The organism is Methylobacterium isbiliense (assembly GCF_022179325.1).
GTDB lineage: Bacteria > Pseudomonadota > Alphaproteobacteria > Rhizobiales > Beijerinckiaceae > Methylobacterium > Methylobacterium isbiliense.
Genome location: NZ_BPQQ01000031.1, coordinates 137,069 through 149,421, shown reverse-complemented (window position 1 = coordinate 149,421; position 12,353 = coordinate 137,069). Strand labels below are relative to the sequence as shown.

Annotated in this window: 11 protein-coding genes; 5 read left to right on the top strand and 6 right to left on the bottom strand. The window is 74.6% G+C overall.

Going from position 1 to position 12,353, the window contains the following annotated elements; all coding sequences use genetic code 11:
• Positions 1-19: 19 nt before the first annotated feature.
• Positions 20-2,068 (top strand): M23 family metallopeptidase, encoded by a 2,049-nt coding sequence (locus MFF61_RS13620; protein ID WP_290365717.1) that lies wholly within the window; start codon positions 20-22, stop codon positions 2,066-2,068.
• A gap of 37 nt (positions 2,069-2,105) precedes the next feature.
• On the opposite strand, the gene MFF61_RS13615 is transcribed toward MFF61_RS13620, so the two are convergent.
• Positions 2,106-2,780 carry a DJ-1/PfpI family protein gene (locus MFF61_RS13615; protein WP_238235652.1) on the bottom strand — a complete coding sequence of 225 codons (675 nt, stop codon included), beginning with the start codon at positions 2,778-2,780 and terminating at the stop codon, positions 2,106-2,108.
• Between the two features lie 75 nt (positions 2,781-2,855).
• Here MFF61_RS13615 and MFF61_RS13610 point away from each other — a divergent pair, with 75 nt between their 5' ends.
• Positions 2,856-3,815: a GlxA family transcriptional regulator gene (locus MFF61_RS13610; protein WP_238235651.1), complete on the top strand. Its 960-nt coding sequence runs from the start codon at positions 2,856-2,858 to the stop codon at positions 3,813-3,815.
• 7 nt (positions 3,816-3,822) lie between these two features.
• On the opposite strand, the gene gluQRS is transcribed toward MFF61_RS13610, so the two are convergent.
• Positions 3,823-4,668: a tRNA glutamyl-Q(34) synthetase GluQRS gene (gluQRS, locus tag MFF61_RS13605; RefSeq protein ID WP_238235650.1), complete on the bottom strand. Its 846-nt coding sequence runs from the start codon at positions 4,666-4,668 to the stop codon at positions 3,823-3,825.
• 25 nt (positions 4,669-4,693) lie between these two features.
• Here gluQRS and MFF61_RS13600 point away from each other — a divergent pair, with 25 nt between their 5' ends.
• Positions 4,694-5,380 (top strand): DNA-3-methyladenine glycosylase family protein, encoded by a 687-nt coding sequence (locus tag MFF61_RS13600; RefSeq protein ID WP_238235649.1) that lies wholly within the window; start codon positions 4,694-4,696, stop codon positions 5,378-5,380.
• 15 nt (positions 5,381-5,395) lie between these two features.
• Complete coding sequence (locus tag MFF61_RS13595) at positions 5,396-6,073, top strand: alpha/beta hydrolase (protein WP_238235648.1); 678 nt, start codon at positions 5,396-5,398, stop codon at positions 6,071-6,073.
• Positions 6,074-6,080: 7 nt separating this feature from the next.
• Here MFF61_RS13595 and MFF61_RS13590 read toward each other — a convergent pair whose 3' ends face one another.
• A complete protein-coding gene (locus MFF61_RS13590) occupies positions 6,081-6,866 on the bottom strand; it encodes an HpcH/HpaI aldolase family protein (RefSeq protein WP_238235647.1) in 786 nt (261 codons plus the stop codon).
• Between the two features lie 389 nt (positions 6,867-7,255).
• Between MFF61_RS13590 and purC the strand changes: the two genes are divergently transcribed.
• On the top strand, positions 7,256-8,050 hold the full coding sequence (gene purC, locus MFF61_RS13585; protein WP_238235646.1) for a phosphoribosylaminoimidazolesuccinocarboxamide synthase: 795 nt from the start codon (positions 7,256-7,258) through the stop codon (positions 8,048-8,050).
• 60 nt (positions 8,051-8,110) lie between these two features.
• On the opposite strand, the gene MFF61_RS13580 is transcribed toward purC, so the two are convergent.
• From MFF61_RS13580 to MFF61_RS13570, 3 genes are read right to left on the bottom strand one after another with little or no spacing between them, the layout of a single operon-like run.
• Positions 8,111-9,691 carry a glycosyltransferase family 2 protein gene (locus tag MFF61_RS13580; protein WP_238235645.1) on the bottom strand — a complete coding sequence of 527 codons (1,581 nt, stop codon included), beginning with the start codon at positions 9,689-9,691 and terminating at the stop codon, positions 8,111-8,113.
• A 43-nt stretch (positions 9,692-9,734) separates the two neighbouring features.
• A complete protein-coding gene (locus MFF61_RS13575; protein WP_238235644.1) occupies positions 9,735-11,708 on the bottom strand; it encodes a glycosyltransferase family 2 protein in 1,974 nt (657 codons plus the stop codon).
• A 23-nt stretch (positions 11,709-11,731) separates the two neighbouring features.
• On the bottom strand, positions 11,732-12,328 hold the full coding sequence (locus MFF61_RS13570; protein WP_238235643.1) for a hypothetical protein: 597 nt from the start codon (positions 12,326-12,328) through the stop codon (positions 11,732-11,734).
• Positions 12,329-12,353 lie beyond the last annotated feature (25 nt).

Sequence of the window (12,353 nt, the reverse complement as noted above, 5' to 3'; positions counted from 1 at the left end):
CATCCCTGCAGGAGCCATGGTGAAGCGCGCGCGTCTCGAATCGGCCGGGCACCCGCCACCCTCCTCCCGCGCCGGTCGGATCGGCGATCCCGGTCACGAGCCGCCCCTCAACCTTCTCGGCGCCGCCTCCCCGCAGGCCGACCGGCGCGACGTGAACCTGCGCTGGCTCGCGGCCTGCGTGCTCACCGGCATGACCGGGGCCGGGCTGATCGGCTCGGCGATCTACGTCGCCCTCCAGGGCGAGACGCATTTCGCGCAGGCGCCGCAGGTGGTCGCCACCACGGCCCGCCCGCAGCCGAGCGACGGCGGCAGCAACCTCGCCCGCAAGGCCGACCGGCTGGTGCGCAACCCGATGGTGGCGCTGGCCAAGCAGAGCTTCCGGGCGCCGGTGACCATCCGGGCGGGCGAGCGGGAGATCATCAAGGTCCGCCCCTTCGTGCGGATCGCCACCGCGCTCTCGGCCACGGCGGGCCTCGCCGCCACCGACATCCCGCCCTTCGATCCCATGCGGTTCTTCGCCGAGCCCGGCAACGGCGAGCGCGCCGCCGAGCCCGGCAACGGCGAGACGCCGGACGCCGACGTCTCGGTGGTCAAGCGCGACCTCGGCGAGGTGGTCGTGGGCGCCGGCGCGCCCGCGCTCGGCGACGACGACGTGGCGGCTCAGATCGAGGAGGAGCGGCGCCTCGCCGCCGAGGCCGGGCGCCTCGCCGCTCTGCCGATCGCCCCGCAGCTCATGCTCTCGCGCGCGCTGCGCAGCATCGCGACCCTGCCGGGTCTCGACGGAGCCGAGGCGAGCCGCGACCCCTCCCCGTTCAAGTCGATCGAGGTGCGGGTCCTGCGCGAGAACGTGACCGACCTGCCCAAGCTCGAAGCGCGCTCGCGCGAGGCGCCGCTGGTGGAGGAACGCGACGTCACCATCAAGCGCGGCGAGACGCTGGAGGCGGTGCTGCGCGCCCATGGCGGCCTCGACGAGCAGGTGCGGCCGATCCTGACGGCGCTCGGCGGCCGGGCCCGGGCCGGCACGGTGGGCGAGGGCCAGCAGATGCGGCTGCAGATCGGGCCGGGCGCGAAGCCGGGCGATCCGCGCCAGCTCACCCGGGTGATCCTGTACGGGACGGGCGGCGTCGAGGCGATCGCGGCCATGAACGACCGCGGCGTGTTCGTCTCGGTGGCGCCCCCGCCCACCGAGGGCAGCGCGCCCAAGGCTGATCCGGCGGCGGGCTCCGACGACGAGGACGAGGGCACCGGCGCGCGCCTCTATGCCAGCCTCTACGAGACGGCCGCCCGCCACGACCTGCCCCGCAGCATGGTCGAGGATCTCGTGCGGATCTTCGGCTACGACGTGGATTTCCAGCGGCGGGTGGCGAGCGGCGACAACCTCGAGCTGCTCTACACCTACGATGACGAATCCGGCGGCTCGGCCGAGCGCCCGGACCTGCTCTACGCGGCCCTCAGCGTCGGGGGCGAGACCCGGCGCATCTACCGGTTCCAGTCCCCCGACGACGGCACCATCGACTACCTCGACGAGGGCGGCCGCTCGCTCAAGAAGTTCCTGATCCGCAAGCCGGTCGCGGACGGCATCATGCGCTCCGGCTTCGGCTATCGCCGCCACCCGGTGCTGGGCTACGCCAAGCTCCACACCGGCGTGGACTGGTCCGTGCCGATCGGCACCCCGATCGTGGCGGCGGGCAACGGCACCGTGCTGAAGGCCGAGTGGGATTCCGGGTACGGCCGCCGGGTCGAGGTCCAGCACCTCAACGACTACGTCACCACCTACAACCACATGTCCCGGTTCGGCCGCGGGATCGCGGCGGGCAGCAAGGTGCGCCAGGGGCAGGTGATCGGCTATGTCGGCTCCACCGGCCTCTCGACGGGCGCGCACCTGCACTACGAGGTCATCATCAACGGCCACTTCGTGGACCCGATGAAGATCCGCGTGCCCCGCGGCCGGGAACTCGACGGCCGGGCGCTCGCCGAGTTCCGACGCCAGCGCGAGCAGGCGGACGGCCTGCTCCAGCGCTCCACCAGCGGCGGTCCCGCGCTGGCGCAGCGCGAGGCGATGCGCTGAGGCCCCGGCCGGGCAGGCCCGGCCGCCCTCGCCGCGATCAGAACGGGCCGAGCCGCGCCACGATCGCCTCCCGGGCGGCGCGCGATCCTGCGAAGCGGGTCCGCGCCTGCGCGACGATCTCGGGCGGGGCCTCGCGCGGGGTCCCGGCCCGGAAGGGCGGCTCGGGCGCATATTCGAGCATCAGCTGGATCGTCTCGGCCTCCTGCCGGCCGAGCAGCGCCGCCACCACGGCGAGCCCGAAATCGATCCCCGAGGTCACGCCGCCCGCGGTGATGAGGGTGCCGTCCTGAACGATGCGCGCCTCGACCGGCTCGGCCCCGAAGCGGGGGAGGAAGTCGAGGGCGTTCCAGTGCGTCGTGGCCCGCTTGCCGGCGAGGAGGCCGGCGGCCCCCAGCACCAGCGCCCCGGTGCAGACGGAGGTGACGTAGCGCGCCTGTCCGGCCCGCTCGCGCAGGAAGCGCAGCACCGCCTCGTCCTCCATGAGCGCGTTCACGCCCGCGCCCCCGGGCACGCAGAGCACGTCGAGGGGCGGACAGGTCTCGAAAGTCGCGGTCGGGACGAGCGGCAGGCCGGTGGCGGAGACGACGGGGGCCACGTCCTTCCAGACGAGGTGCACCCGCGTGTCCGGCGCCGAGGCGAAGACCTCGTAGGGGCCGGTCAGGTCGAGCTGCTGCACCTGCGGGAAGACGAGGATGCCGACATTCAGGGTCATGGGGCCTCTCCCGGGTTGACCGGCCCCTGCTTACGCGATCACGATCTGGCGCATAGGCCAAACACCCCTCGGATCATGCCAAACGCCGCGCGCCGCATCGTGATCCTGGCCTTCCCGGGCGTGCAGATCCTCGACGTGACGGGGCCGCTGCAGGTCTTCGCCTCGGCCAACGATCTGGCGGGCGGCGCGCCGCCCTACGATCCGGCCGTGGTCGCCGCGCAGACGCCGGTCGTGTCGAGCGCCGGGCTCGCCCTGGAGGCCGGGCCGCTCGAGACCGGCGCGCCGCATACCCTCGTGGTGGCGGGCGGACGCGGCGTCGATGCGGCGTGCGAGGACCCGGCCCTCCTCGCCTGGATCCGCGCGCGTGCCGCGGGCGCCGGGCGCGTGGCCTCGGTGTGCAGCGGGGCCTTCCTGCTCGCCGCGGCGGGCCTGCTCGACGGACGGCGCGCCGTGACGCATTGGCAGCGCTGCGCCCAGTTCGCGCGCCGCTTTCCGGCCGTGCGCCTCGACCCCGAGCCGATCTTCGTGCGCGACGGCGCCGTCTGGACCTCGGCCGGGGTCACGGCGGGCATCGATCTCGCGCTCGCGATGGTCGAGGAGGATCTCGGACGTGCGGCCGCGCTCGCGGTCGCACGCCAGCTCGTGGTCTTCCTCAAGCGCCCCGGCGGTCAGGCGCAGTTCAGCGCCCTCCTGGCGCTCCAGTCCGGCGACGGGCGCTTCGACCGCCTCCACGCCTGGATCGGCGAGAATCTCCGAAGCGACCTCTCGCTGACGGTCCTGGCCGAGCGCGCGGCCATGAGCGGGCGCAGCTTCTCGCGCCGCTATCGGCAGGCCACGGGGCGCACCCCCGCCCGGGCTGTGGAGGAGATCCGGGTCGAGGCGGCGCGCCGCCTGCTCGAACAGGGCGTGGCGGTGACCGCGGCGGCGACCCGCTGCGGCTTCGGCTCCGAGGAGACCCTGCGGCGCGCCTTCCTGCGCCTCGTCGGGACGAGCCCGCGGGCCTACCGGGAGCGGTTCGCGGAGGGCCGGGCGTGAGGCCGCCTCAGGCGAAGCCGAGCCGGCGGCGGATGTCGTCCGCGGTGACGCCCTGCGCCCGCAGGTCGGCAAGGGACGGCGAACCCCGCGACTTGGCGAGCTTCTCCCCATCTGGATCGCGCAGGAGCGCGTGGTGGTGGTAGCGCGGGCTCGGCAGGCCGAGCAGGCGCTGGAGCAGCCGGTGCAGGTCGGTGGCGGCATCGAGATCCTGCCCCCGCACCACATGGGTGACACCCTGCGCCGCGTCGTCGAGCACCACCGCGAGATGGTAGCTCGTCGGCACGTCCTTGCGCCCGAGCACCGCGTCGCCCCAGCGCTCGGGCTCGGCCGGGCGGCGGCCGGGCGTGCCGGCGGCATCGGCCGTGTGGACGCAGAGCGGCTCCGGGCAGGCGGCGCGGGCCGCCCGCATGTCGAGCCGCCACGCATGCGGCGTGCCCGCGGCGAGGCGCGCCGCGAGGTCGGCGCGCCCGCGGCAGGTCCCCGGATAGAGGGGCGCCCCGTCGGGGTCGCGGCCGATGCTCGCCTGCGCGATCTCCCTGCGCGAGCAGAGGCAGGGATAGACGAGACCCCGCGCCTGCAGGGACGCGAGCGCGGCGGCGTAGGTCGCGAGGTGCTCGGACTGGCGCCGCACCGGCTCCTCGAAGCGCAGACCGAGCCAGCGCAGGTCGGCGAGCATCGCCTCCGCCAGGTCGGGCCGGCAGCGGGTGGGGTCGATGTCCTCGATGCGTACGAGGAGGCGCCCGTGCATCCGCCCGGCCATCTCCGCGTTCAGGAGAGCCGAGTAGGCATGGCCGAGATGCAGGCGCCCGTTGGGGCTCGGGGCGAAGCGGAAGACCGGAGGGCGGGCGGACATGGGGCGCAGCAGGCTTGAGCCGAAGATGGGGACGGCCACGCGCGCCGTCGATGGCGCCCCGCCCGCGCGGCTGCTCGATTCGGAGGAGGTGCTGCGCGAGGGCGTGGCGGCGCTCGTCGCCTGCGATCCGGTGATGGCCCGCATCGTCGCGCAGGGCGCGGTGCCGCCGCTGCGCAAGCGCCCGCCGGGCTACGAGGGCCTCGCCGCCATCATCGTGGCCCAGCAGCTCTCCACCGCGAGCGCGGGCGCGATCTGGGCGCGGCTGAAGCAGGCCCTGCCCATCCTGGACGCCGAGACCCTGGCGGCGGCGGACGACCCAACCCTGCGGGCCGCGGGCCTGTCGGCGCCGAAGATCCGCACCCTGCGGGCGGTTGCCGAGGCGGTCGCGGCCGGCAGCCTGCCCCTCGGGGCGCTCCACGCGCTGCCGGCCGACGAGGCCCACCGGCTGATGGTGGCGGTGCGCGGCATCGGCCCCTGGACCGCCGACGTCTACCTGCTGTTCTGCCTCGGTCATCCGGACGCCTTCCCGGCGGGCGACCTCGCCCTGCAGGAGGCGGCGCGGCTCGCCGACGGCCTGGCGGCGCGCCCGAGTGCCGCGGCCCTGGCGGCGCGCGCGGAGCCGTGGCGGCCCTGGCGCGGGGTCGCCGCCAAGGTGCTCTGGGCGTATTACCGGGTCGCCAAGGCGCGCGACGCCGCGCCCGTCCAGCCCTGAGACCCGGAGCCCACGATGACGACGCTCACCGGCCCGCGCCTGCCGCCCCGCTCCGGAGGGGCACCGCGTCAGCTCGTGGTGCTGCTGCACGGCTTCGGCGCCGACGGCAACGACCTCATCGAACTCGGCCGCGCGTGGCAGCCGCTCCTGCCGGATGCCGCCTTCGTGTCGCCCCACGCGCCCGAGCCCTGCATCCAGGGCTTCGGGCGGCAATGGTTTTCGCTCACCTTCCGCGACCCGCACGAGCGCTGGCGCGGGGTGAACCGGGCGGCGCCGGCCCTCGACGCCTTCCTGGACGCCGAACTTGGCCGCCTCGGGCTCGACGAGAGCCGCCTTGCGCTGGTGGGCTTCAGCCAGGGCTGCATGATGGCGCTGCATGTCGGCCTGCGCCGGCCGCGCCGGCTCGCCGCCGTGGTCGGGCTCTCGGGGCTCCTCGTGGTCGAGGAGGGCAAGGGGCCGGACAGCCTGAGGCAGGCCATCCGCTCGGTGCCGCCGATCCTGCTGGTGCATGGCGACCAGGACGACGTGATCCCGGTGGAGGCGCTGTTCCTGTCCACCGACCTTCTCGCCGGGGCCGAGGTGCCGGTGGAGTGGCACCTCTCGGCCGGTACCGCCCACGGCATCGACGAGGGCGCCCTGCACCATGCCGGGCTGTTCCTCGCCCGCGGCCTGACCGGCCGGTCGTCCGCCTAACCCGCGCCTATCCCCGGGCCTCCTTGAGCGCGGCCTGCACGCCGGCGCGCAGCAGCGCCACGTCGCTGGCCAGCGCGATCAGGTCGAAGCCCTGGCCGGCGAGTTCGCGGGTGCGCGGCCCGGTCTGCGAATAGACGCCGATGCGCTTGCCCGCCGCGCGGGTGCGGGCGAGCGCGTGGTCGAGGGCCGCCCGGGTCACGGCCCCGTCCGGATCGAGGCCGGCGCCGCCCGAGAGCGCGATCGACAGGTCGGAGGGACCGATGAACACGCCGTCGATCCCCAGCACGCCGAGGATGCCGTCGATGGCATCGAGCGCCGCGCGGGTCTCCACCATCGCCAGCGTCAGGCAGAGCCCGTTCGCCTCCTTGAGGTAGTGGTCGGCCGAGAGGCCCGAGAGGGCCAGGGCCGGAAGCGGGCCCCAGCTCCGCTCGCCGAGGGGCGGGAACTTGGCGAAGCTGGCGAACAGCCGGGCATCCTCCACGCTGTTGACCATCGGGGCGATCACCGCCGAGACACCGGCATCGAACAGCCGCGAGACCGTGCTGAAGGCGCCCACCGGCACCCGCGCGATGGTCGGCTTGCCGCGGGCGGCGACGAGCGGCACCGAGCGGGTGACGCTGGCGACGTCGTGCGCGCCGTGCTGCATGTCGAGCACCACCGCATCGAAGCCGGGCTCGCCCGCGAGGATCCCTGCCACGGCCGGTTCGGCGATGCCGCTCCAGGCCGTGATCAGCGGCCGACCGTCCCGCAGCCGCGCCGCCAGCGCCGCGACCGCTCCACCTCGTTCCGCCATGCGCATCCTCCCCCTGGTATCGCGCCCCGGCGGCCGGTTCCGGCACGGCGGACCGGCCGTCGGGACCCGGGACCTTAGGTCGGCCGGCCGGAGGCGTCGAGGCGCGCGGATCGCGCGATTCCTGCAGAATTCCCGACGATTCTTGAATCCCGGACCGGCCGGGACCACATTCGGGGCTTCGATCGGCACGGACGGATGGCGTCCCCGATGTCACTGTCGCGCGGCCCGGCAGGCATCCCCTGCAGGCGGGCTAACGCGTTGTGCTGCCTTCTCGCTTCGGGTAGTTTGCGACCGGCTGCAGGGACGATCGGGTTCGAGTCGTCCCTCGCCCGACCTGATTGCAGGTCGCCGCGCCGCGGGCCTCACACGTATTCTGGAGCCACGGCCCCATGGATTTCCTCAAACCACGGTACACGCCTATGAACCGCCGCCGTCGCATCTACGAGGGCAAGGCGAAGGTCCTCTACGAAGGTCCGGAGCCCGGCACGCTCATCCAGCACTTCAAGGATGATGCGACCGCCTTCAACGCCAAGAAGCACGAGGTGATCGACGGCAAGGGCGTGCTGAACAACCGGATTTCCGAGTTCCTGTTTCAGCATCTCAACGACATCGGCGTGCCGACCCACTTCATCCGCCGCCTCAACATGCGCGAGCAGCTGATCCGCGAGGTCGAGATCATCCCGCTCGAAGTCGTGGTGCGCAACGTGGCGGCCGGCTCGCTGGCGACGCGGCTCGGCCTGGAGGAGGGCACGCAGCTCCCGCGCTCGATCATCGAGTTCTACTACAAGAACGACCAGCTCAACGACCCGATGGTGTCGGAGGAGCACATCACGGCGTTCGGCTGGGCGACCCCCCAGGAGATCGACGACATCATGGCGCTCGCCATCCGGGTCAACGACTTCCTGTCGGGCCTCTTCCTCGGTGTCGGCATCCGCCTCGTCGACTTCAAGATGGAGACCGGGCGCCTCTGGGAGGGCGACCTGATGCGCATCGTGGTGGCCGACGAGATCTCCCCGGATTCCTGCCGGCTGTGGGACATCAAGAGCCAGGACAAGCTCGACAAGGACCGGTTCCGCAAGGATCTCGGCGGCCTGATCGAGGCCTACACCGAAGTGGCGCGCCGCCTCGGCATCCTGGGGGAGAACGAGAAGGTCCAGAGCGGCGGTCCGCGCCTCGTCCAGTAGGCGCGCGAACCACGTCCGACCACCCGACGGGGCTGCCTCACCGGCAGCCCCGTTCTGCTATCAGCGCAGGGCGTCCGGGACCGGGCCGCGCCGCATACGCGCATAGGCTCCGGCCTGCGGGTCGAATCCCGGATGGTAATGCGGGTCGGCGGCGAGCGCTGCGCCCCAGCGCTCCCGCAGCCGCGCCACCTCGGCCTCGTGGCGCGCGCGCGCCTCCGGCGTCCAGCGGCGGCTCGCCGCCTCGCGGTGGTGCAGCACCGCGCCCGGCGCCAGAAGGGTGCGGTAGCCGGCCCGGTCGAGCCGCAGGCAGAGGTCGACGTCGTTGAAATCCACCGCGAAGGCCTGCGCGTCGAACCCGCCGACGGCCCGGAACTTGTCTGCCTCAACCGCCAGGCAGGCGGCCGTGACCGCCGCGACGCGGTGCGTCGCACTCAGGGCATGCAGGTAACCCGGCGCGTCGCCCGGGAAGTGGCGGTGCGCGTGCGTCACGAGTCCGCCCGTCCCGAGCACGATCCCGCCGTGCTGGATCCGCCCCTGCGCGTCGAGCAGCTTGGCGCCCACCGCCCCGATCCCGGGCCGCAGCGCCTCCTCGGCCATGCGGCGCAGCCAGTCGTCCTGGAAGGCCTCGACGTCGTTGTTGACAAAGACGAGCAGGCGGCCGCGGGCCAGGGCCGCCGCGGCGTTGTTCATCGCCGCGAAGTTGAACGGACCCGGGCAGGGCAGCACCCGCACCCCCTCCCGCTCGATCGCGCGCAGGTAGGCCAGGGTCGCGGGCTCGCGGCTCTCGTTGTCGCAGACGATGATCTCCCGCGCGGGCCAGTCGGTCCGTGCGCGCAGGCTGTCGAGACAGGTCCGCAGCAGGTCGAGCCGGTCGCGCGTCGGCACGATCAGGCTGGCGAGGGGCAAAGGGTCCGGCAGCGGACGGCGCAGGGTGAGCACGCCGTCGCGCCCCGTCTCGACCGTCCCCCCCGGCACCGCCGCGCAGGCGAGCGCCCGGCGCGCCTCCCGGCTGCCCTCCGCCGGAGCCGGCACCGCGAAAGGCCGCCAGAGCGAGAGGAGGGCGGGCAAGTGACGCACCGCCCCCTCCCCGCCCGCGTCGTGCAGGCGCAGCAGCAGCGCGGGGAGGTCGGCCGCGGCCGGCTCGCTGTCGAGCGCGGCCCGGCGCAGGGCCACGACCGGGCCGACATAGTCCACGGCGAGGAGGTAATCCGGATCGAAGGAGGGCCGGAGCAGCGGCAGCAGCGGACCGTCGCGCGGGCCGAGCACCAGCGCATCGCCGTAGAGGGCGAGGAGGCCGGGATCCGCCGCGAAGGCGGCGGCGATGCGCGCCTGGGCGCCCGCCACCAGGGCATGCCCGGGTGGGCGGAGGATCAGCACCCCGGCCATGTCCTGGGCGGGCTCCTCCGGGGGCGGAACGGGCGGGCGCAGGCGGTGGTCGTCGCCCAGCAGCGCCACCGCGAGGTTGCGCGCCCGCACCCGTCGCCCGGCGAGCCATGCCCGCCCGACGGCCAGAGCCGCGGCCGGATGGCGCCACAGCATCGGCAGCGCCGCGAGGTGGCGCAGCGGCGAGCGCCGCAGCGGCTCGGCGAAGCGCAGCGCGTCGAAGGCGGTCCCCGCCGGGAAGGACGAGGGATGCTTCATGCGGCCATATCCGCCGCGAAGCCCGTCCGGCGCGCCGGCATGCTCACTCCAGATCCTCCCCGAAGGTCGTGACCGACAGGGCCGGGTGATAGTACGGGTCGTCCCGGATCACCGCGCGCCAGCGCGCCGCGAAGCGGTCCGCCTCGGCGTCGAACCGCTTCCGCGCCGCGCCCACGGCCGGACCGCGGCTCACCGATTCGTGGTGTGCCAGCACGGCGTGCGGCGTCCAGAGGCTGCGCAGGCCCGCCGCACCGAGGCGGAGGCAGAAGTCGATGTCGTTGAAATCGACCGCGAAGGCCTGCGCGTCGAAGCCGCCGACGCGGTCGAAGGCAGCGCGGCTGACCGCAAGGCAGGCCGCGGTGACGCCCGCCACCTCGTGCGCGACGCGCAGGCGCCCCAGGTGGCCCGGCGTGTAAGCCGGACGGTTGCGCAGGATGTGGCCGGCCCGGCCGCCGAGGCCCACCACGACGCCCGCATGCTGGAGCCGGCCGTTGCCGTACAGGAGCTTCGCCCCCACCGCCCCGATACCGGGCCGCACGGCCAGCCGCACCATCTCGGCGAGCCACTGCGCCTCGCGCACCTCGACATCGTTGTTGAGGAGCACGACGACGGCGCCGCGCGAGGCCGCCACCCCGTCGTTGACCAAGCCCGAGAAGTTGAAGGGGCCGGGCCGGTCGAGGCGGCGCACGCGCGGGTCGCCCGAGAGGCGCGCGTAGAGATCGGCCACCTCCGGGTCGGTCGAGCCGTTGTCGACCAGCACGAGTTCCAGGGCCGGGTACGCGGTCTCCTCCAGCACCCCCCGCACCGCGACGCGGAGCAGGTCCGGCCGGTCGCGGGTCGGGATCACCACCGACACCAGGGGGGCGGGGTCGGGCAGCGGCCAGAGCAGGTCCGGGGTGCCGCCCGCGCGCAGGCGGGCCGGGGAGCCGGCGCGGACCAGCGCCTCTTCCAGATTCGTCGCCGGCCCGTCCTCCTCGGGTCCGGCCGTGCGGCGGCAGAGGATGTGCGCGACGTGCCGGACGCGATCGGGTGCGACCGCCAGGGCGGCGGCGAGCGGCAGGGTTCGGGCGCCCTCCTGCGGGGTCCAGCGGCTGCGCGCGGCGAGGTCGCGCGCGATCAGCGTCGGGCGGCCGGTATAGCCGGTGGCGAGCGCGAGATCGGGGCTCCAGGTCGGCTTGAGGCGGGGAACGAGTCCGCTCGCGGTCGCGACCTCCTCGTCGGCGTAGACCATCTCGGGGCGCGAGGGATGCGCGAAGGCGGCGGCGAGGAGCGCCAGCGCGTCCGGCGCCAGCACGTCGCCCGGATGCAGCACGCCCACGACATCCGCATCCGGCACGACGGGCGCGTCGGCCACAGACACGCGCGGGTCCGGCGGCAGGTCGGCGGGTGCGCCGCGCCACCGGACGCCGAGGCGCCAGTCGCGGTGGCTCTGCGCCAGGAGCCCCCCGAGGCTGCGGCGCAGGGCCTGAGCCTCGTCCGATCCAGCCTCGATCAGGAGGCCGATGCGCAGCGATCCCCCGGGCGGCGGCCGGTCGAGGGCGGGTTCGAAAGCGCGAACCTGCCGGGCCTTCCAGGCGGGATAGGCCGCCATCGGCATCACGCCGGCGGCGATCCGCAGCGCGTTGTGGAACCGCCGCCGGTCGCCCTGCGCCGCGTAGGACAGGGCGAGCGCGAGCCGGTCCGGCCGGCGGGCCGCGCGGGCGAGCACGGAAGGCAGCCGCAGGAGGCGCGCCGTCTCGATGCGCAGGCCCGTCTCGGGCGCGGCGAGGAGGATGGCGGCCGTGTCCCGCGGCACCGGCCCGATCCAGCCGGCCCGGCCGAGCACCGGCCCGGGCAGCAGTGCCTCCGTGGCGCTGCCGTCCGCCGCCACGAAGCGCAGCATCGGGCGGACGGGCCGGTCGAAGCGGTTGGCCGCGTAGGTCAGGGCGAGCCAGCGCCCGCCGGCCGGGCGGTCGAGGACGAGCCTGCGGCTGAAATCCGGATCGCCCGGGTTGGGTTCGAGGCGAAAGCCGGCCATCGCGGGGCGCGGCCGCCTCCGGCTCAGCCCGATTGTCCGCCCGCCGGCTTGCGCGGGCGCCGGGCGGGCTTGCCCGCCCCTGCGCCGAGCCCGACCTCGATCTCGAAATCCTGGGCATGGGCGGCCGGGACCGTGATGCCCTCCTCCACGAACGCGAAGCTGGCGCTCGCGGAGCCGGGCGGGATCGTCACGGCGGCGCGCCGGCTGCGGCGGGCAAAGACCTCGCTGCCGCGCTTCACCGTGACGGTCACCGGGGCCTCGAAGCGGCCCGGCGCACCGCCGGGGCCGAGGAGCGCGCGCCCCTGCACGCCGACCCGCACCAGGGTCGCGCCGCCCCCGGCCGCCGTGCACTCGCGGCTCACCTGGCCGAGGGAGATCTGGCTGCGCACCCCGCCGCTTCCGTTCTGCAGCAGCGCGGCGCCCCCCTCGGTGACGTCGATGGGCGGGCAGTAGACGTCGTCGGGGTTCGGCGGCGCCTCGGGCGGCTTGGTGGTGCCGCCGTAGAGCAGCAGGTTCATGAAGGGGTTGCCGCCGTCGCTCTGGGCCGCGGCCGGTCCCGCCAGCCCTGCGGCGCAGATCACGAGCGCGGCGCTCCGCGCTGCCCAACCACCGTTCGTCATCGTCGCGACCTCGTTCGCGGATCGG

Bases quoted from the DNA above. Each gene is read 5' to 3' on its own strand.
- MFF61_RS13570 (WP_238235643.1), bottom strand. From the start codon at position 12,328: ATGACGAACGGTGGTTGGGCAGCGCGGAGCGCCGCGCTCGTGATCTGC.
- MFF61_RS13610 (WP_238235651.1), top strand. From the start codon at position 2,856: ATGCCAAACGCCGCGCGCCGCATCGTGATCCTGGCCTTCCCGGGCGTG.
- gluQRS (WP_238235650.1), bottom strand. From the start codon at position 4,668: ATGTCCGCCCGCCCTCCGGTCTTCCGCTTCGCCCCGAGCCCCAACGGG.
- purC (WP_238235646.1), top strand. From the start codon at position 7,256: ATGGATTTCCTCAAACCACGGTACACGCCTATGAACCGCCGCCGTCGC.
- MFF61_RS13600 (WP_238235649.1), top strand. From the start codon at position 4,694: ATGGGGACGGCCACGCGCGCCGTCGATGGCGCCCCGCCCGCGCGGCTG.
- MFF61_RS13575 (WP_238235644.1), bottom strand. From the start codon at position 11,708: ATGGCCGGCTTTCGCCTCGAACCCAACCCGGGCGATCCGGATTTCAGC.
- MFF61_RS13615 (WP_238235652.1), bottom strand. From the start codon at position 2,780: ATGACCCTGAATGTCGGCATCCTCGTCTTCCCGCAGGTGCAGCAGCTC.
- MFF61_RS13595 (WP_238235648.1), top strand. From the start codon at position 5,396: ATGACGACGCTCACCGGCCCGCGCCTGCCGCCCCGCTCCGGAGGGGCA.
- MFF61_RS13590 (WP_238235647.1), bottom strand. From the start codon at position 6,866: ATGGCGGAACGAGGTGGAGCGGTCGCGGCGCTGGCGGCGCGGCTGCGG.
- MFF61_RS13580 (WP_238235645.1), bottom strand. From the start codon at position 9,691: ATGAAGCATCCCTCGTCCTTCCCGGCGGGGACCGCCTTCGACGCGCTG.